We start from the raw sequence: 17,143 nt of genomic DNA, 5'->3' as shown, positions 1-17,143 counted from the left end.
GGTTTTTTACGAAGCTAGTTAATTAACAATCAGCCTAAATCTTTTATTAATCGAGCTATACGATTAATCTCTTGACCAATATGAGTCATAATGAATTTGAATTCATCGGCGCCAATTTGAATATTCTCACCTCGCGTGAACCAAGTAATAATCTTGCATTTACTTAAATCTGAAGTAGCAATCCCGCGGTTATGCAGTATAGAATTCCTCAGCAATCTTATATCGCCAAAAATATCAGATAATAGCTCATTCTTTTTAATGCCTAAATCAATCGCTACAAGTCCCCGGTAATAATCTTCCCAATAACTATAGATCTGACAAATAGACAAATTAGCTATTACAATTTCATTTCTGCCGCCCTGATCATTATTCGCTTTGTATTCGCCCTGAGTGGTTGTGTGCAAAATCTTTGATCCCACTTCACCAGGTGGCCCGCTAATAGTTCCTATCATCGTACTATCCATATAAGCCATTGTTTTACCATACTCTTGGCAAAACTTTAGCTGATATTGTAGCTGACGTTCAAGATTTCCTGTAAATCCCTGCTTGGAATCGTAATACATTCCTTTTATATCTTCTACCACATAGTAGAATTCTGTCAAATTCTGTATTTTCATTCTTTTGAATAATTATTTTTTATTCTATTAAGAATTAGTCTTTAACTCTTAATAAATCAATCTGTTTGGTGGCTTCATTGGCCAACACTACTATGGTCTTTCTAATGGGGTAGTCAGGATCGCCAAGTAGTTCTGCACCGTGCCTACCGACACGCCCGCCGACTCGGCAATCTTGCGGCGGCTCAGCCCCTGAGCCGCCAGCTCGCGCACCTTCGTGGCCACGTCCACATCGATGCGCCGCCGGCCGTGCTGGTACTGCTCGCCGGTGGCCTCCACCTCGGCGCGCTTGCGGGCCTGGCCCAGGCGCACGTTCTCGGAGTGGCGCTGGTTGCGGTAGCCGGCGGCCCAGGCAATAATGGATTTGAAGAGGCTGGCCATGGGGCCGGTGGTGTTCAGCGCCGGCTCGCAGTAGCTCCAGAACTGCACCCCCGCCTGCTCCAGCGCGGCCGTGTGTTCGAACACCTTCTCGATGCCCTCGCTGCTGAAGCGGTCCAGAGCAAACACGCGCACCAGGTCGAAGCGCCTCTTGCCAGCGTCCTTCATTAGTTCCTGGAAGGCCTTGCGGTTCGAGCTGCCGCCGGATTTCTCATCGACGTACTCCTTTACAATGGTATCGCCGGCGCGCTCGGCTTCGCGGCGCAACAGCACCAGCTGGTTCTCCGGGTTCTGGTCTTTATCGCTGGTCGAGACTCGAGCGTACAGGGCGACTCTCATCTCTATTTTATTAGCTGCATCACGGAAGGTTCGCCTAGAATGTAATTCTCGTCTGTGACCCTTATAAATGTATTGATAGCGGTGGCAACAGTGATTTTATCCACACCCATAATATTTCCATTCTGGTAGCTATACCCCATTTGCTTTGCAGTTAACCTGGCGTCAACTGTAGTCATATTGTATAACCATTGTTGATTTCTATCCCAGTATCTGCGAGCTAGAGTATGGATGTACTTGTTCACTGCTTCAGCATAAGCAATAGCTTGCTCTCTAGTAGCTATGTATCCTTGATGTACGACCAGATTTCTAAAGGCAATTGGGTCAATAGGTTCTTTTTTTAGTTTGAGGCCATGTTTTTTTAAAAACTTGCCATCAAACTGGATAGGGGATTCATCAAATCTATCATAATACAACGCGTTAAAGGCGCCAAATTGTCTCTCGGAATGTTTAGATATTGGTGCCCAAAACGCATTAACTTTATCAAGTACAGCTTCTTCAGGAGCAACTGCATTTCCAGGAAAAAGCTTTTCACATAGGCAATACATTATTGAGTATTCATAGAACCTCTCTAGTGCTGCTGCAATACTGGATATCGCTTCCCTATAATAGCCAGCGTTTAACGCTTGTAAACCAGATTGAAACAGAATTTCGAACTTCGCATTTTGAATGAGAACATATGATTGATGTCCATATGGGCAAGTCAAGTCATAGAAACAGCTATTGCCAATGGGCCTAACATTGACTGCTTTTTCTCCTGCTGCCTCTGGCGCTGCTTCCTGCATGCATCCCCAGCACGATAAGTTTAACTTCATCCGGAATCTTTTCTAGTGACCTGATTATGCTAAAAGTACTGTTCAAATTAGATTTCTTTTTTGAACACTTTTAGCAGCCCGCTTGGCAGCCTCGAAACGCGGTTTTGGAGGCCGTTTTTTTGGGGAGTATTTTGAACACAAAAAAGCCCGACCTACGGGCCGGGCTTTTCTCAACTACAACCCCGACGTGCTCTTCAGCCGGTCCTTGGTGGCCATCGCGTCCTGGGCGTTGCCAGCGTGGTAGTCCACCTTCAGGGTGTTGGCCCAGTCGGCTACCGCGGCGTGCTGGGCCTGGGTGGTGGCGATGAGCTGGCGGAGCAGCGCGGCCGTTTCGTCGCCGGCCTGGCTGCCCCCGCCGGCCGCGCTGGGCGGCAGGCTGCCCGGGCTGGTGTAGCCGCCCTGGGCGTAGCCCTTGCGCTCGGCTTCCAGGTAGCCCACAACGTTGGCGTATTTGGGCGTCTGGAGCATCCACTTCGGCGCGACCCACTCCCCTTCGTGCACCACGCCGGCCACCCGGTGCCCGGTGCTGTCGGCGGGGCCCTGGCCGCCGCCCGTGAAGCCGCCGCGGGCGAAGCCCATCACCTTGGCCCCGGCCGCCAGGGCCCGCGTGATGGAGAGGCCGTCGGATACGATGAGCTGGGCGGTGCCGGCCGCGCCAAACGTCGCCCCGTTGAGGGGGTTCTGGGCGGCGGCCTTGGCGTTTTCGGTTAGCTCGGTGGCCAGGTTCATGCCGATTTCGGCCAGGGCCAGCGTTTTGCGCACGGCCTGGGCGGCTTTGTAGAGGCTGCCTTCCTGGTTGAGGTGGTCGGTGAGCAGGGCCAGTGTTTCGTCGGCCAGCTGGAAGCGCTGGTCGCGCAGGCTCTTCTCGAATTTCTTCTTCTGGTCGGCGGTTTTCTCCGCCAGCGCGATATCGCCGTCGGCCAGGGCCCCGTCGATGGTGAGGAGGTCGTTTTTAAGCTTGGTCGCCTCCTTGGTTTCGCTCTTGCCCGCGTTTTGCAGGATGAGCAGCTTGGCGGCGGCCGTAGCGCGGCGCAACTTCAGCTCCGCGTCGGAGCGGTCCTTCTCGGCTTTCAGCCACTCCGCAGACTGCTTTTTCAGGTGGGCCTTCTGCACCAGCCAGGCGTGGTCGAGTTCCACCAGCTTGTCGGCGTCGGCCGCGTCCATCTTGTCAAAATCGTCCTTGCGGGCGCTTTCGCGGGCCTTGGCGTCCTCCTTCGCCTGCTTCTCAGTGGCCGCCTTTACCTGGGTTTGGTAACGGGCTTCGGCCAGCAGGGCGGTCTGGTGGTACTGCTCCAGCAGGTGTTGTTTGTCGGCCTGGGTGGCGGCGGTGTTGGCCAGCGTGGCCTTCTTTTTCTCTACCAGCTGGGCCAGCTCCTGGTCGCGCTCCATTTTCAGCTTGGCCAGTACCTTCTCGATGCCGTCCTCCATCGCCTCCACCTTCAGCTTCTCGAACTCCACGTCGGCTTTGAGGGTCGATTTGTGGAATTCATCGGTCGCTTTCTTCAGCTCCGCGTGCCGCTTTTTGGCGGCGGCCACGGCCTCTTTTTCCCGCTTCTCGCGGGCCTTGCGCTGGGCGCTGTTTTCGGCCTCCCCTTCGGCCTCCCCCTGGGCTTCGGCCTCCGCTACCTTTTTCTTGCCGCCGGCAGCGCGGGCCGCCGCCGCGGCTTTAGCTTCGTCGTCGACTTTGCCCTTATAACCGGCGTGGAAGGCCGCCGCGGTATCCTTGCCCACCGCCCCGAAACTGTCTTTCAGCGCCGCGGCCCCGCTTTTGATTTTCGCCAGGTCGAACGTGAACACCCCGCTGATTAAATCGGCGAGCCCGCCGAGCGACTGCATGGCCGTTTTTTTCAGGCTCTCGAAAAACGCCACGGCGGCCCCGCTCAGCCCGGCGATGCCGGCGCGCACGGTTTGGCTGCTGTTGTAGAGCTTCACGAAACCGCCCACTAACAGCGCCACGGCGGCCACCACCAGCCCGATGGGGTTGGCCGACATTGCCGCGTTTAGCAGCCACTGAGCCGCGGCCGACGACTGAGTAGCAATGCTGCGGCCCTTTTCCACCGCCGTCATATATAAGGTAGAGGCCGCCGCGGCGATGTTGGCCGTGTTCAGCGTCACCAGGGCCACGCCCAGGGCGATGAACAGCTCCTTGTTTTCCTTGATGAATTCGGGCAGGGTGCGGATGCCGTTGGCTAGCAGCAAAAAGCCCGTCACAAGCTGCAAAATGATGGGGTAAAGCAGGTTCAGGCCATCCGCTACCAGGCTGCCCACGGCCTCCTTGGCTTCGTGCATCTTCTCCGAAAAGTCGCCCTGGGCGCCGGCAGCCCGGCGGGCCGCGGCGGCCGAGCCGCCGAACTCCTTGTTCACTTCGGCCAGAATCACGCGCTGGGCCCCGGCCACGTCGCCGGTTTCCATCATGCGCCTAATCACCTCCTTCTGGGCTTCCGAGAAGGTAACGCCCACCCGCGCCAGCGCCGTGATGCCCTTGATGGGGTCGTTCAGGGCCTTGCCCACCTGGATGGCGGTGCTCTTCAGGTCCACCTCGCCGCCGTTGGCCATCTTGGTGGCCATGTCCTCAATGGCGGGCAGGGCCTCCTCGTAAATGCCCTTCTTGATGTTGGTGAAGGTGAGCAGCAGCGATTCGGCCCCCTTGCTCTCGTCGTCGTCGAACAGCGTCTGGTGCTGCTGCGACGTGGCCAGCGCTTCCAGCGCTTCGGCCGTCATGTGGGCCGCCCCGGCGGTGCTCTTCAGGGTTTGCTCCAGCTGGGCCTGGGCCTGCTGGGCCCCGCGGAAGTCCGCCAACGACTCCTTGCCGAACTCGATGGCCTTGAAAATCAGCTCCAGCGGGGCCACGGCCCCCACCATGCGGCTGAAGCCTTCGCTCATCAGCGTCTGCTCGCGGGTGACACCCGCGATGGATTCTTTCACCTCCGTCACGCTGGCCTTCACCTCGCGCAGCTGCTTGCTTTTCTCCACGAATTCGGCGGTGCCGGGGGCCAGGGTTTTTAGCTGCGAGCTGAGGGCCCGGGCCGCGCCTTCCATCTCCTTCAGCGAGGCGTTGGCCTTCTGGCCATTCACGATCACCTCAATGATCCGTTCGTCTTTGGTAGCCATAAAGGATAGATTTTACAAGTCTAAATCAATCGTGCACGGCACGTTTTATAAGTTAATAAGTCGAAACCAATCGTGCACGGCACGTTTTAGCAAGTCGAAACCAATCGTGCACGACACGTTTTATAAGTCAAAATCAAGCGTGCGGGGCAGCGTTTGCACCAGGATGTAGCCGGCTTTCTGACCGGCGTTTTCGGCCAGCAGTTCGCCCAGCTTCAGCACCTGGCCGTGGGTGGTGCGGTTCACCCACTTCTTGGGGCCCCGCTGGTTGCCGCGCTGCTTGCCCATCAGCCGGCGGGCGTCGGCGTTGTCGCCCTGGTCGCCCGACTTGGTGCCCTTGCCCACGCCCATGTCCACGAACAGGCCGTAGTAGGCGTAGGCCAGCTCAATCTTTTGCAGGTCGCCGTCGGCGTTCACCTCCACGAACGATTTGAAGCTGCGTTCCAGCTCGCCGGTGTGGCCGATTTGCAGGCGGTGCAGGTTGTCGACCCAGCGTTCAATCAGGAAGCGGGCCCAGCGGGCCCCCACACTGCCCGGACTTTGGTACTGGGGCTCCATCAGATTTTATAGAAAGGGATTTGGGCCACCAGGATGCCGTCTTTCTGCGAAATCGTGACCTGAATCTGTTTCCAGAACGCCAGGGTAGTGCCCTCCGCGGCCCGGATGAGCACCTTGCGGCGCGGGTCGAGCTGGAGCAGGTCGGCCACGCGCAGGCGCACGCCGCGGGTCACGGTTTCAGTGCGGGCCCGGAAGGCCAGCCAGTCCTTATGCCAGGTAGCGTACAGGCCGTGGGGCCCGTCCCAGCGCAGCGAGTAACGGCCCACCAGCTGGCCGCTGTAGTCGAGGGCTTCGGCCGACGCCAGCGGGTACGGGGCCCCGGCGGCGTCGGGGTGCCGGCCGCGGTGAAAGAGGAGCCGCAGGGTGGTTTTGTTGTCGGTGGCGTCGGGCAGTAGCGGCGTGTTGCCCTTCTGCACCGTCACGGGCAGCAGCGTGTCGGAACCGGTCGGGCTGGTGGGCGTGGCCGGCCCGCGCTGCATGGCCAGGCTGCCGGCGTCGACGGTGATTTTCTCCTGGGCCCCGTCGATTTTCAGCAGGTACTGGCTGGCCGGCGCGTTTTTACTCAGGTCGTCGCCGCCGTCCAATTTCTGCTCGAGCCAGAACCCGGCGGTGACGTTGGGCTCCCAGTCGAAGGCGGCTTCGGCCCGGTCGGTCCAGTCGAGGTAGCGCGGGTCGGCCAGCACGTCGCGCAGGGCGTCCACCACGAATTGCCGCTGCACCGGGTCGAACACCGTGCACAGGCAAAACAGGGCCCGCACCGCCTTGATGGCGTCGGGCACCGACTGGTCGGGCAGGTGCCGGGCCAGGGCCACGGCGTTGGCGGCGGGGTCCACGGCCTGGTTGGAGTAGAGCACCAGAGCCTGAATTTCCGGATCGGCGAAGAACGTGCCGGCCAGCGAGTAGCCGACGACCTGGCAAATGGCGTCGATGACGGTGCGCAGGTACACCATGGGCACCACGGGCTGGCCCGCGTCGTAGCTGCCGTTGGCGAAGGCGTTCACCAGGCCGCGGTATTGCAACGTTTTCGTGGCGTTTTCGTCGTAAAACAGCGCATTGGCCACCGTGGGCAGCGCGTAGAGCACGGCCGGCCAGGCCCCGCCGTTGAAGTCGAGCGGCACGGTGGGCAGCGGCACGGCCGCCAGCTGCAAGTCCACCAGGCGCCGCTGCACGTCGCCGGCGTCGGTCTGGAAACTCAGGTCGAACCCATCGGCCGAGCGCTTCACCACGCTGAGCTGGCCGCGCCGCCAGAGCAGGCCGCACAAATACAGGTCGGCGGCGAACACCTGGTTGCGCACCCGCGCCGCGGCCAGGTAGCCGGGGAAGGCCAGCAGCCGCCGGTTTTTGGGCGTGTTGTCCACCCGGAACGGGTAGGCCAGCGTGCCGGGCAGCGTGTCGGTTTCGAACAGGGGCGAATTGAATTCGAACTGCACCTGGGTGTCGGGCCCCAGGTCGAGCGATTCGCCCGCCAGGCGGAAGTCGAGGTAAGTTTCAGGCATTACGACAGGGGCAAAGCGGGCGTGTAGCGGCGCAGCGTGGGCAGCACGAACGACAGCTCCAGGCTCAGCAGGCCCTCGTCGTCGTCTTCCATCGGCACGGTGGTGGCGGGCTGGAGCGAGCCGGGACGGTAGCGGTCGGCGTCGTAGTAGCGAATTTCCTCGCTTAGCAGGAAGTCGTGCAGCGCGTCCATCTGGGCCGGGCTCAGGTAGCCGGTGTTGGCCCGCAGCACGGGCACGCCGGTGGCGCTGGTGGTGAAGGTTTCGCCGTCGTCGGCGCGGTAGTTGGGTTGCAGGGAGCGCTGCACCAGCACGTTGGCGAAATCGACCTCCTTTTTGGCCTTGCCGTAGCAGGCCAGCGTGTTCACGCCGCCCACGCTGTTGGCGTAGAGAAAGTAGCGCCGGTAGGGCGTCGGCTCGTCGCGCAGCTGGTAGTAGCGGGTTTCGCTCACGGCCACCTGGGCGGCGTTCACGGCGGTCACTTCCCAGGCCACCGCGTCGGCGGGCACGGCGGGGCCCAGCACGGCGCGCAGCTGGGCCAGGCCCACGCCCGCGCACCACACCGAGTAGCGGGCCGCCGCCTGGGCGGGCCCCAGGGCCACGGTGCTGGTGGTGCCGGTGGCGGTGGTGAAGCGCACCTGCATCCCGAACGCGGCGTCGCTGTCGTGGTGGTAGTAGAGGTATTCGGGCTGGTCGGCGAACACTTCCTTCTGCACCGGCTCCCAGCTCAGGAAGGGGCGCACCTGGGGCCGGTAGCGGCTGAAGTAGCTGCCGGCGGCGTATTCGAAGAAATCGAGCCCGCCGTACACCAGGTAATAGGTTTCGCGCTGCACGTAGGCCGGCGGGGGCACGCCGTCCCACTGGGCCGAGTGCTGGAGGTAGAAGCGCTTGAAGGCCTGGCCGGCCAGGCGCACGCCGGTTTCGCCGTGGGCGGGGAAGTCGGGGCCCACGTAGGCGTCGAGCAGGGTGCTCACGTCGAACGTGGTTTTGCCCTGGGCGTCGGCGGGCTGGGTGAGCACGCCGGCGATGCTGGTGAAGGTGCCGCTGAGGTACACTTCCTCCACCCACACTTCGCACAGGAAGGCCAGGTTGGGCTTGGTGGCGAAGTCGGGGTCGGCCAGCTCCAGCGTGACGGGGTTGCGGCTGAAGTAGAAGCGCCCGCTCAGGTCCACCACTACCCGCACCGTGACGGTGGCCCCGCGCTGGTCGGTGACGGTGCAGCTGTACGTGCCGTTGGCCAGGCCGGGGCGGGCGGCGGTGCTGGCCCCGTCGGCCCAGGCGTAGGTATAGCCCGGCACGCCGCCGCTCACCACCAGGGCCACGTCGGCCCCGTCTTTCTGCACCAGCACCACCAGGCGCGGGTCAGAGCCCAGGTCTACGTTCACGGTGGTGCTGGCCCCGTTGGTGTCGGTGACGGTGACGGTGTAGGTACGGGGCCCCACTAGGCCAGTGCGGGTCGCCGAGCCGGCCACCCCAAGGGGCTGGTCGGCCCACTGGTAGGAATAAGTACCGAAATCGCCACCCAACAGCAGGTAGTAGGGTGTGAGGTAGATGCTGCCCGTGGCGGAGCCGTACACCGTGGCCGGCTGGGCGTTCACCCCCACCTGGATGGGCTGCACCGCGTCCAGGTTCTGGAGGATGGTCCAGGTGCCGGCCGGCGCGTCGGCCGGGAACTCGAACACCAGGTCGTTGACGGGGGCGTAGCTGGTGGCGATGAGGTCGAACTCGACCGGCACCACGTCGTTCACGGGGTCGGGCAGGCCGGCCCGCGGCGGGGGCACCGCGTAGGCCAGGCCCTGCAGGGCGACGGTGGCCCGCACCAGGGCCAGCAGGTTGTCGACGCAGCTGCGCACGAACTTGGCCCGGCCGTCGGCCGTGAAGTCTTCGGGGGCCACGACGATGAACTGGTTGGGGCCCCGGCCGTCGCCCTGGTAGTAGCTGTAGAAATTGCCGCCCAGGCGGAAGCGCACTTCCTTGGTTTGGCGGCCGCGCACGTCGGGGTCGAGCGAGAGTTCGAGGCGGACGGTGAGTTTAGCGTAGCGTTCGCCGGCCATCAGGGAAGGAATTTAGCGGCCTGGTAGGCCAGTGGGTAATTGGCGATTTCGGGCAGCTGGAAATTGAAGCGCGTACCCCAGAAGCCGTCGCCGATGGGGCCCACCTTCTCGCTGGAAACGGTGCTGGGGTCGAGCTTCAGCCGCTTTTTGCGGTAGTAGTCGATGGCGTAGCCCAGCACGTCCTCCCCGATCTCCTCGCACTTATCCAGCGTCGCGTCGCGGTCGTCGTAGTCCTTGCTGCCCGGCTTGTCGAGCACGATGAACGCGGCCTGGCACAGCTTGCGGATGTTGTCCGCGCCGTTGTCCTGGTAGCGGGCGTCGTAGCTCTCCAGCAGCAGGATGGGCAGCCGGATGCGGCTTTTGGTGGCCGTCAGGAACTCGTCGATGTCGAGCTTGGTGAGCGGCCAGCCCGTGAGGATGAGCCGCCCGAAGTGCATTTCGGTGTCGGAGTGCCGCAGCGCGACGTGCGCGCGGGCGGCCTGTCGGAACAGGTCGGTGTAGCTGAGGTGGCGCATTTAGTACTTGATGGAATCTTGCAGGTGCGCCACGGCCAGCTCGTTGGCCAGGCCCACCACCATCGGGTTTTTGTAGCGGTCCAGCACCCGTTGCAATTCGTGGGCGCACTCGCGCACCAGGTACTGCTGGCCTTCGGGCAGCTTGGCGATTTCGGTGTCGAGAACTTGCTTATCGCTCATTTTGGGTCTTTGGGGGCATCCCGGATGAATTGGTTGGTGAAGAGCAGCACCGTGTGCAGCGGGCGTTTGCCGATTTGCTCGATGTCGCCGAATTTGTCGTTGGGCAAGCGGCCGATGAGGGTCAGCCAGGGGTTGGGGTCCTTGGCGTTGCCCGCGTCGCCGCTGAACAGGTGCGGGTAGGCCCGCTCCAGCGCGGCCCGGCACCCCAGGTAGTAGAGCAGCACGGCCTGGCGGTGGGCCAGGGGCCAGTGGGCCACGCGGGCGGCCCGGGCCCCCACGGTTTTGGGGTTGAAGGCCTGGCGGTCGTCGCCGGTATAGCCCGGACTAAACGTTCGGAGCCCATGCCCCCAGCGCCGGGGGCGGTAGAGCACGGCCGCTAGGTGGTTGAGGTCGGCTTCGGCCTGCGAGGCCACCCACTTGCGCAGCTGGTGTTCGGCGTTGGCAAACTCCCACACCGACACGCCGGCTAGCCAGTCGCCGGGGCCGGCGCAGCGGGCCCACCAGGGCCCCAGCACGGGCAGCAACTGGCGGGTGAGGCCGCTGGGCTCGGTGAGCCAGCGCACCAGTTGGAGGAGGTCAGCCACCTGAAAGCTGTTCAGCCCCCGCCACAGGCCGCGGGGCAAGCCCAGCAGCGTGCGCAGCAGCAGCATTTTGGCCCGCACCGGCGGCAGGGCCTGGAACAGAATCGGCACAGCCAGCAGCAGCTGGGGGCGCGTCAATTCGCCCCAATTGGCCGGCAATTGCCGGCGCACGCCACCGATTTGCACCTTATTCATGCCCAAAACTCCCTTCCTGCCCGACCGGAAAAAAGGACACGAAAAGCCCCCGGGCCGGGCTAGGGCTGGTAGAACTTGCGGCTGGTGCGGTGGCCGTCGTCCCAGCGGCTTATTTCGATGTAAAAGCCGGCGCTGGGCTTCGCAATGGCCCGGCCCAGGATGTCGCAGTAGTGCACGCTCACCACTTGGCCCGGCGCTTCGGGGGCCACCGCCACCACGGGCGAATAGGCGTAGGTCGCGTCGCGGTCCACCACCTTCAGGCGGTAGTACACCGTTTCGGGGCTCCGCCCATCGCGCGCGGCGTAGGCCGGGGCCCCGCTGGCCAGCACGTCCGACACCCGGCTGAACCGCTGGCCGTCGCCGCTCCGCTCCACTTCGTAGCGGGCCACGTTCACTTCCTGGGCCACTGCCCAGGCCAGGGCCACCGCGCCGCCGGCGTAGTGGGCCGTGAAGGTGAGCAGCGTGACCGGCAGGGGCCCGCACGGCAATTCCTGCCCGCCGGGCAGCAGCCCGCCCACCGGGCTCTGGTAATTGCTGAAGCGGATGGTGCCGCAGTTTTGCAAGCGGCCCGCGTTGCTGAGCTGCCAGCCCAGCCAAATGCTGCCCTTGTTGCGTACCGTGCCCGCGGCGCGGATGGGCAAATTAAGGAAGGTGGCCGTGCCGTTGTTGGCGAACGTGCCATCGGCCACGTCCAGAAAGAAGGCGTTCAAGTTGCCGTTGTTCGTGAGCAGCGCCCCGTGCTCCAACGCCAGTTGGCCGGGGCTCCAGTTGCCGTCGTTCACAATCGTGACCCCTGGGCCGACAATCTGAAAAGTACAGTAGGGCAGCGTACCGGCCGGGATGTGCACCGACTCGCCGGCCCGAAGTACCCGGCCCTCGTCCCAGCGCAGGTTTTGGCCCACGGTGTAGGTGTACGTTTGGGCACGGGCCACCCCACAAAAAAGGCTCAGCAGCAAGAACAAGCATGTTTTCATGCTTAAAACTCCCCTGCTGGCCGACCGGGAAAAAGGACACGAAAAAGCCCCGGCGTGGGCCGGGGCGGAAGCGGGCCGGGGCTTAGTGGGTGGGAAATACGAACAGCTTCAGGAGCGTGACCACCACCACGGCCGCCGCGCCGCCTTCGTAGGTATGGGGATCGAGCAGCAGCGGCTTTGGGGTGGGCAGTGCCAGGGCCTGCGTGGCTTGGTGCGCGAGTTTGGCGTAGTCCACCTCGCGGGCGAAGCCTTCCAGGCGGCAGCGGCGCAGCTCGTCGTTGCGGCCGGCCAACGCCACCGAGTCCTGGTGCACCACGTCTTCGAGCACTTGCACGCGGGCCAAGCGGTTGGCCAGCAGCAGCCGGTCCAGCGTGCGGTCGAGGCGCACCGTGCGGTACAGCGCCGTGTCGAGGCCGATCAGCGGCCGGCGCACGACGGTGCCCGAGTCCAGCCGCACCACCCGCGGGGGCAGCGGCGCCAGGGCCTGGCTACTCGCGGGGCGGGTCAGCAGGCAGCTCGTAAGGAGCAGGACGCTGCGTAGTAAGTTTCTCATCTTCGGTTTGCAGGAAGTAGGCGTTGCGGAGGAGCGCGGCGCGTTGGCCGGCGCGGTAGTTGGCGGTGCTGTCGGCGCGGGCGCGGGCCTGGGCGTCGGTGGCCACGGCGGCGGCGTGGTGCTGCACGGCGGCGTTGACGTGCCGGGCCAGGACGCGGCGTTCCAGCCAGCGCAGCCCGTAGCAGCCGGCGCTGGCCAGCAGGGCCAGGCCGAGCACGACGGCCACGGCTTTGAGCGCGGCGGGGTTCAGGCGGCCCAGCAGCAGCCGGGCGGCGGTGAAAAGGGTGGGCAGCATCGGTTATTCGGAATGGGTGTAGTGGGGGTCGTCCACCACGTCGGCCACGGCCCAGATGGTGCGCTTCAGCCGCCAGTTTTTGAAGACGCCATCGCCTTCGCGCAGCAGAGCCTTGCCGCCGCCGGTGTTGCCTTCCACGGTTTGGGCGCTGGGCCCAGTGCCCCAGAAATCCACAAAGCCGACGTGGTGGATTTGGCTGCTGCCCCAGCGGTAGCCGGTGAGGTCGCCGAACTGGGGCGTGCGGCCGGTGCCGTTCCGCCAGATGGTGTGGCGCTGGTCAAACCAGGAGCGGGCCGCGCCGAAGCGGGCGGTGGCCACGCCGGCCTGGTGCAGGCACCAGCTCACGAAGCAGGCGCACCAGGGCGAGTGGGCGGGGGCCCCCACAAACTTGATGTAGCGCTCGACTTCGGGGCCGGCGTTGAAGCCGTGCTCCCGGACGCCGATTTGCGAGGTGTAGGCGGCCCTTAGTGCGGTACGACGGTCAGGGCCGCGGTCAGCGCGGCTTGCGCGAGCACAAAGAAGAACAGCAAAGGCGACAAGCAGAATAACAAACGGGCGCATCGGATGAGGAATTTGAATTGAAGAAGTTTGCGTTTTTCGGCCAGGGCCGGCAGCAAGCCGGCGTCGACGGCTTCGGGGTTGTTGAGGACTTCGCTCAGCGCGTCGGTCACGTTCTCCAGCAGCTTGTCCTGCAAGGCTTCGCCCAGGTAGGTGTAGAAGCTGGGGAGCAGGCGGCGGTAGGTGAACAGGGCCAAGTGGGCGGCGGCGAAGTATTGCAGCGCGGCCAGGGCCAGCGTGTTGACGGTGCCGGCATCGAAGCCCCCGGCTTGGGGGTCGAACAGGCGCACGGCCCAGGGCAGCAGCAGGAAAACGAGCAGGGCGACGGTCAGCGCGAGGCTGGCAAAGCGCAGGTAGCGGGGCGGCGGAGTAGCAGTAGTGGGTTGCATAGCGGGTTATTTACCGGGGTTGTGGGATTGAATCCATTGGTTTTGCAGGGCCACGGCCTGTTCCAGCCCGTTGAGGCGGATGTCGTAGTTCTTGTGGGCTTCGGCGGCGTCTTTCCGGGCGGCGTTGAGCTGGGCGATTTGGTCGCGGAGCCAGTCCTGCTGCACCTGCTGCACCTTCACGGTGCTCACCAGGTCGTTCAGGCCGCGGTTGGTTTCCTTCACCTCCGCGCCGGTGGACGTGATGACGTAGGTGAAAAAACCCTGCACCATGAGCACCAGGGCCCCCACGATGCCCATCAGCAGCCAGTTGCGGGTCTGGTGCTGGCTTAGTTCGATTTGTTCCGTAGTAGCTTCTGACATGGCGGGGTGGGTTAGCAGGCTCCGTAAAGGCCCCCGACACGGGGCGGGGCGGGTTGGGCGTTGGGGTCGGGCGGCGGGGCCGGGGCGGTGTAGCGGTCGGAGCTGAAATAGGCCGCGTACACCGTAGTGGAAGCCGTTTTGTTGAGCAATTCCACCAGGTCGCGGAGGTAGGCGCGGCCGGTTTCCAGGGCCTGGTTGCGCTTGAGGGCCAGCACGGTTTCGCTGGCCTGCTTGCGCACCCGGTTGTTGGTGGTGGTCTTGTCCAGCTCCTGCACCACCAGGCCGCCGGGCGTGAGGTCCACGCCCATTTCGAGCACTGCTTCGGCCACGGTAAGGTTGGCCAGGGCCGGGTGCAGCAGCTTTAGGACGGCGGCCGTGGGGGCCCCCACCGCGCCGGTGGCCAGCTCGTCGCGCAGGGCCTGGCAGAAGGCGGCCGACAACACGGGCTCCAGCGCGAAGTGCTCCACCTGCCGAATCAGCGGCACCAGGGCCAGGAAGGTGCGGCGCGAGCCGTTGATGCGGTAGCACTTGTCGAAGTCCGGGGCGCTATTGAGCAGCAGCTCCTTGTTGTAGGTGTAGGCGGCCGACGTGGCCCACAACGGGAAGGCGGCTTTGTTGTCGTCGAGGAAGCCCAGGGCGTCCTCCAGTGCGGTGTAGCCGGCCTCGGTTACGTACTCGCGCAGGTCGTCAATCTGCCACTGAAATGCCGTCTTGTGGTTGTCGTCCGTCTGAATCCGAATGCCGGAATCGCTGATGTCGAGCTGGGCAATGGTGATGTAGGGCGCGTAGGCCAGGTTGGCCAGGGCGGCCTGCACCACGGCCAGCAATTCCGCTTGCAAGGGGCTGAGCGTGCCGGCATCGTAGGCGATGCGCAGCTCGTTGTACTGGGCCCGGCCCAGCACCGGCACGATGTGGCGGCGCTCGGCCGCAGCCAGGGCCCCGGCCAGCAGGTCGATGCTGCTGGTGACGTTGACCGGCAAGCCCGCCCGGAATTCTTCGGTGGTTTTGAGCAGGGCCATTATTGCTGGGGCGGGGCTTGGGTGGGCTTTTTCATTTCGCTGCCGGTGTCGAGCGTGGTGATGAGGGCGTTGCGGAAGCGCCACACGATGGGCATCCCATCGGCCGCCGTCCACTTGTTGTAGTCGCAGATGAATTGCAGCACCTCGGTCACGATGTCCTGAAAGGATTGCTGAAGGCTCAGGTACACATTGAAGGCGACGCGCTTATCGGAGCCCGAACCGCCGCCCATGCTCTTACCGGGCGAGATGCCGCGCAGCGTGGGGTCCACGTCCAGGGCAGAATAGATGTGCAGGGAAGCCTCCTGGCTGTCTTCCACGTAGATGCCGTCCTTGATTTTGTTGTCGATGGGCGTGATTTTCCAGCCCGCGTACTCTTTCTGGGTGACGGGGTCGGAGTGGAACGTCACCATCAGCGAGGAGCCCGACGCGCCGGTGCCCGTCATGAACGATTCGAACTTGGCCAGCTCGTCGTTCATCAGCTTCTTGCGCTCCTCCAGGGGCTTGGTTTCCCAGGCCTCGCCGTACTTCCACTTCCACCACCAGGTGCTGACCTCAATGAGGTACTTGATGGTAATCTGGTTTTTGAACAGTGCCTTTTTAAAGGCGGGAATGGCCTGGGCCACCTCCAGCCAGCCGCTGGTGCGCAGCACGTTCCAACTGGCCAGCTGGTAGTAGGTTTCGCCGTGGCTGGGGTAGCTCAGCGGGTAGATGTACTTGTAGCCGCGGCGGTCGTTGCGCAGCGACTCGGTGAGGTCGTAGCCGGGAATGATGGCCGGCACCTTCACGGCGTAGATGTCGCTCTCACTGGTCCAGTTGTGCCAGTTGGCGTTGATGAAGCAGTTCTCCACGAACCCCGTCTGCTCGTTTTGGCGGGCCCAGCGGCAGTAGGGCACCTTCTGGCGGGTGATGTTGGTAATCTCGCTGCGGTCCTTGCTGAGGATGAGTTCGGGAAAGGCGTTGTAAAACGTCACCACGTCGAGGGCCGTGGCCATGGCGAAGCGGTGCAGCTGGTTGCGGCGGCTGAAGGCCTCAATTTCTGGGATGCGGGTGGGCTTGAAGGTCTCCTCGCCGTTGTCGCCGTACACGAAGGAGCCGTACATCAGCCCCCCGCCGTACAGGGCGCGGCTTTTCCACTCCAGTGTGGGCGCAGCGATGGTGTTCTGGCGGATGTCCTCCAGGATGCGCTGGGGCTCCAGGTTGTCGGCGCCCCAGCGGGCCACCGGCCCGGTGCCCAGCGTGAGGTCGCGCACAAAGGGCGTGGTGGGCGTGGTACCGGGCGTTTCGGTGGGGCCGCCGTTGAGGCGCACCGCCGCGCCCAGCCCGTGCAGGAAGGCCACCGAGCCCGCATCGTTCATTAATAAAGGGTTCTGCATTACCAGCGTACTTTTTGGCCGTTGAATTCCACGATGAGGCGGATGTGCAGCTTGCGGGTGTGGCCGCTGCTGAGGATGGTGACGTTGCGGGTCTGGTGGGCACGGTGGGCGGGCTTGTGGGCCCCGACCGGGCCGGCAGTTGCCGGCGCAACGGGCCCCAGGGGCCGTTTCAGTTTTTCGGGGGCCCCGGTTTGCACCGCGCCGTCCAGCCGCACCAGCTCGCCGCCGGTTTTGCGCGTGCGGTCGGCGGTGCTGAACACGATGCTGAAGGGTTCCGCGGTGGAATCCATCTCAGCAAGTACCTCAGCCAGCGAAATCAGGCGCATATCGGGGAGTAGTAAGTACCCAAAATTCCCGTTTGGCACCGCCCCGAAAAAGGACAGAGAAAAGCCCTGGCCAGGCCCCACCGGCTAGTCTCAAATTTGTGGCTATTTGAGACGCCTAACCGCCTTTAAAGCAGTTGATTGGCCGTTTCAACTGTTTTTAATCTTCTCTTTTTTCAACAAAACACCCTGTCACACGCTGAGGGCGCCCGGCAATTTTTTTGGCAATTTTTGGGGATATATGCCGGTGGGGGTGCCGGGTCGGGTGGACACGACGAGGCCCGGCCGGCGGGTGCTGGTCGGGCCTGGGTGGGGTGGCCTATAAACAACAACGCCCCACCGTTGCGGGTGGGGCGTTGCGAGTGGAGTGGTGTGCGCGGCCTGGGTGAGCGATACCCAATAGTCTAGTGCTCGGCGGGCACACCTGCGGACACTGGCCGCGGTGGTTGGAGTGGGGTTGCTGGTGCTGCCC

19 protein-coding genes are annotated in these 17,143 nt (G+C 63.3%); all 19 read right to left on the bottom strand.

What is annotated here, in order from left to right; genetic code table 11:
- Nucleotides 1-29: 29 nt before the first annotated feature.
- Complete coding sequence (locus AXW84_RS24575; RefSeq protein ID WP_157886849.1) at nt 30-617, bottom strand: hypothetical protein; 588 nt, start codon at nt 615-617, stop codon at nt 30-32.
- Nucleotides 618-707: 90 nt separating this feature from the next.
- Nucleotides 708-1,331 (bottom strand): recombinase family protein, encoded by a 624-nt coding sequence (locus AXW84_RS06155; protein ID WP_068230130.1) that lies wholly within the window; start codon nt 1,329-1,331, stop codon nt 708-710.
- Nucleotides 1,332-1,333: 2 nt separating this feature from the next.
- Nucleotides 1,334-2,143, bottom strand: a complete 810-nt coding sequence (locus tag AXW84_RS24570; protein WP_157886848.1) for a hypothetical protein — start codon at nt 2,141-2,143, stop codon at nt 1,334-1,336.
- A gap of 174 nt (nt 2,144-2,317) precedes the next feature.
- The gene (locus AXW84_RS06150) at nt 2,318-5,254 is read right to left on the bottom strand and encodes a hypothetical protein (RefSeq protein WP_068230126.1); all 2,937 of its coding nucleotides are present in this window, start codon (nt 5,252-5,254) and stop codon (nt 2,318-2,320) included.
- A gap of 120 nt (nt 5,255-5,374) precedes the next feature.
- The gene (locus tag AXW84_RS06145) at nt 5,375-5,809 is read right to left on the bottom strand and encodes a hypothetical protein (RefSeq protein WP_068230123.1); all 435 of its coding nucleotides are present in this window, start codon (nt 5,807-5,809) and stop codon (nt 5,375-5,377) included.
- Nucleotides 5,809-7,305, bottom strand: a complete 1,497-nt coding sequence (locus AXW84_RS06140) for a hypothetical protein (protein WP_068230120.1) — start codon at nt 7,303-7,305, stop codon at nt 5,809-5,811. The genes AXW84_RS06145 and AXW84_RS06140 overlap by 1 nt, the downstream gene beginning before the upstream one ends.
- A complete protein-coding gene (locus AXW84_RS06135) occupies nt 7,305-9,356 on the bottom strand; it encodes a SprB repeat-containing protein (protein WP_068230117.1) in 2,052 nt (683 codons plus the stop codon). The genes AXW84_RS06140 and AXW84_RS06135 overlap by 1 nt, the downstream gene beginning before the upstream one ends.
- Nucleotides 9,356-9,871 (bottom strand): hypothetical protein, encoded by a 516-nt coding sequence (locus tag AXW84_RS06130; protein ID WP_068230114.1) that lies wholly within the window; start codon nt 9,869-9,871, stop codon nt 9,356-9,358. The genes AXW84_RS06135 and AXW84_RS06130 overlap by 1 nt, the downstream gene beginning before the upstream one ends.
- Nucleotides 9,872-10,051, bottom strand: coding sequence for a hypothetical protein (locus AXW84_RS06125; protein WP_068230111.1), 180 nt, complete (start codon nt 10,049-10,051; stop codon nt 9,872-9,874). It lies immediately after the preceding gene.
- Complete coding sequence (locus tag AXW84_RS06120; protein ID WP_068230108.1) at nt 10,048-10,827, bottom strand: hypothetical protein; 780 nt, start codon at nt 10,825-10,827, stop codon at nt 10,048-10,050. The genes AXW84_RS06125 and AXW84_RS06120 overlap by 4 nt, the downstream gene beginning before the upstream one ends.
- 59 nt (nt 10,828-10,886) lie before the next feature.
- Complete coding sequence (locus tag AXW84_RS06115; protein WP_068230105.1) at nt 10,887-11,801, bottom strand: hypothetical protein; 915 nt, start codon at nt 11,799-11,801, stop codon at nt 10,887-10,889.
- An 82-nt stretch (nt 11,802-11,883) separates the two neighbouring features.
- On the bottom strand, nt 11,884-12,354 hold the full coding sequence (locus tag AXW84_RS06110) for a hypothetical protein (RefSeq protein WP_157886847.1): 471 nt from the start codon (nt 12,352-12,354) through the stop codon (nt 11,884-11,886).
- Complete coding sequence (locus tag AXW84_RS06105) at nt 12,290-12,649, bottom strand: hypothetical protein (protein WP_068230099.1); 360 nt, start codon at nt 12,647-12,649, stop codon at nt 12,290-12,292. Before AXW84_RS06105 ends, AXW84_RS06110 begins: the two co-directional genes overlap by 65 nt.
- A 3-nt stretch (nt 12,650-12,652) precedes the next feature.
- Nucleotides 12,653-13,033: a CHAP domain-containing protein gene (locus AXW84_RS06100; protein WP_068230095.1), complete on the bottom strand. Its 381-nt coding sequence runs from the start codon at nt 13,031-13,033 to the stop codon at nt 12,653-12,655.
- 80 nt (nt 13,034-13,113) lie between these two features.
- Nucleotides 13,114-13,596, bottom strand: coding sequence for a hypothetical protein (locus AXW84_RS06095; RefSeq protein WP_068230092.1), 483 nt, complete (start codon nt 13,594-13,596; stop codon nt 13,114-13,116).
- Nucleotides 13,597-13,602: 6 nt separating this feature from the next.
- Entirely contained in the window at nt 13,603-13,956 is a 354-nt protein-coding gene (locus tag AXW84_RS06090) for a hypothetical protein (protein ID WP_068230089.1), read from the bottom strand.
- Between the two features lie 11 nt (nt 13,957-13,967).
- Entirely contained in the window at nt 13,968-14,975 is a 1,008-nt protein-coding gene (locus tag AXW84_RS06085; protein WP_068230087.1) for a DUF6712 family protein, read from the bottom strand.
- Nucleotides 14,975-16,348: a hypothetical protein gene (locus tag AXW84_RS06080; protein WP_157886846.1), complete on the bottom strand. Its 1,374-nt coding sequence runs from the start codon at nt 16,346-16,348 to the stop codon at nt 14,975-14,977. The genes AXW84_RS06085 and AXW84_RS06080 overlap by 1 nt, the downstream gene beginning before the upstream one ends.
- On the bottom strand, nt 16,348-16,674 hold the full coding sequence (locus tag AXW84_RS06075; protein WP_068230082.1) for a hypothetical protein: 327 nt from the start codon (nt 16,672-16,674) through the stop codon (nt 16,348-16,350). Before AXW84_RS06075 ends, AXW84_RS06080 begins: the two co-directional genes overlap by 1 nt.
- Nucleotides 16,675-17,143 lie beyond the last annotated feature (469 nt).

This window comes from Hymenobacter sp. PAMC 26628 (assembly GCF_001562275.1).
GTDB lineage: Bacteria > Bacteroidota > Bacteroidia > Cytophagales > Hymenobacteraceae > Hymenobacter.
The sequence above is the reverse complement of the archived record's forward strand: the minus strand, read 5'-3'. Positions and strand labels throughout refer to the sequence as shown.

Coding starts and splice junctions, on each gene's coding strand:
- AXW84_RS24575 (WP_157886849.1), bottom strand. CDS start 617: ATGAAAATACAGAATTTGACAGAATTCTACTATGTGGTAGAAGATATA.
- AXW84_RS06155 (WP_068230130.1), bottom strand. CDS start 1,331: ATGAGAGTCGCCCTGTACGCTCGAGTCTCGACCAGCGATAAAGACCAG.
- AXW84_RS24570 (WP_157886848.1), bottom strand. CDS start 2,143: ATGAAGTTAAACTTATCGTGCTGGGGATGCATGCAGGAAGCAGCGCCA.
- AXW84_RS06150 (WP_068230126.1), bottom strand. CDS start 5,254: ATGGCTACCAAAGACGAACGGATCATTGAGGTGATCGTGAATGGCCAG.
- AXW84_RS06145 (WP_068230123.1), bottom strand. CDS start 5,809: ATGGAGCCCCAGTACCAAAGTCCGGGCAGTGTGGGGGCCCGCTGGGCC.
- AXW84_RS06140 (WP_068230120.1), bottom strand. CDS start 7,305: ATGCCTGAAACTTACCTCGACTTCCGCCTGGCGGGCGAATCGCTCGAC.
- AXW84_RS06135 (WP_068230117.1), bottom strand. CDS start 9,356: ATGGCCGGCGAACGCTACGCTAAACTCACCGTCCGCCTCGAACTCTCG.
- AXW84_RS06130 (WP_068230114.1), bottom strand. CDS start 9,871: ATGCGCCACCTCAGCTACACCGACCTGTTCCGACAGGCCGCCCGCGCG.
- AXW84_RS06125 (WP_068230111.1), bottom strand. CDS start 10,051: ATGAGCGATAAGCAAGTTCTCGACACCGAAATCGCCAAGCTGCCCGAA.
- AXW84_RS06120 (WP_068230108.1), bottom strand. CDS start 10,827: ATGAATAAGGTGCAAATCGGTGGCGTGCGCCGGCAATTGCCGGCCAAT.
- AXW84_RS06115 (WP_068230105.1), bottom strand. CDS start 11,801: ATGAAAACATGCTTGTTCTTGCTGCTGAGCCTTTTTTGTGGGGTGGCC.
- AXW84_RS06110 (WP_157886847.1), bottom strand. CDS start 12,354: ATGAGAAACTTACTACGCAGCGTCCTGCTCCTTACGAGCTGCCTGCTG.
- AXW84_RS06105 (WP_068230099.1), bottom strand. CDS start 12,649: ATGCTGCCCACCCTTTTCACCGCCGCCCGGCTGCTGCTGGGCCGCCTG.
- AXW84_RS06095 (WP_068230092.1), bottom strand. CDS start 13,596: ATGCAACCCACTACTGCTACTCCGCCGCCCCGCTACCTGCGCTTTGCC.
- AXW84_RS06090 (WP_068230089.1), bottom strand. CDS start 13,956: ATGTCAGAAGCTACTACGGAACAAATCGAACTAAGCCAGCACCAGACC.
- AXW84_RS06085 (WP_068230087.1), bottom strand. CDS start 14,975: ATGGCCCTGCTCAAAACCACCGAAGAATTCCGGGCGGGCTTGCCGGTC.
- AXW84_RS06080 (WP_157886846.1), bottom strand. CDS start 16,348: ATGCAGAACCCTTTATTAATGAACGATGCGGGCTCGGTGGCCTTCCTG.
- AXW84_RS06075 (WP_068230082.1), bottom strand. CDS start 16,674: ATGCGCCTGATTTCGCTGGCTGAGGTACTTGCTGAGATGGATTCCACC.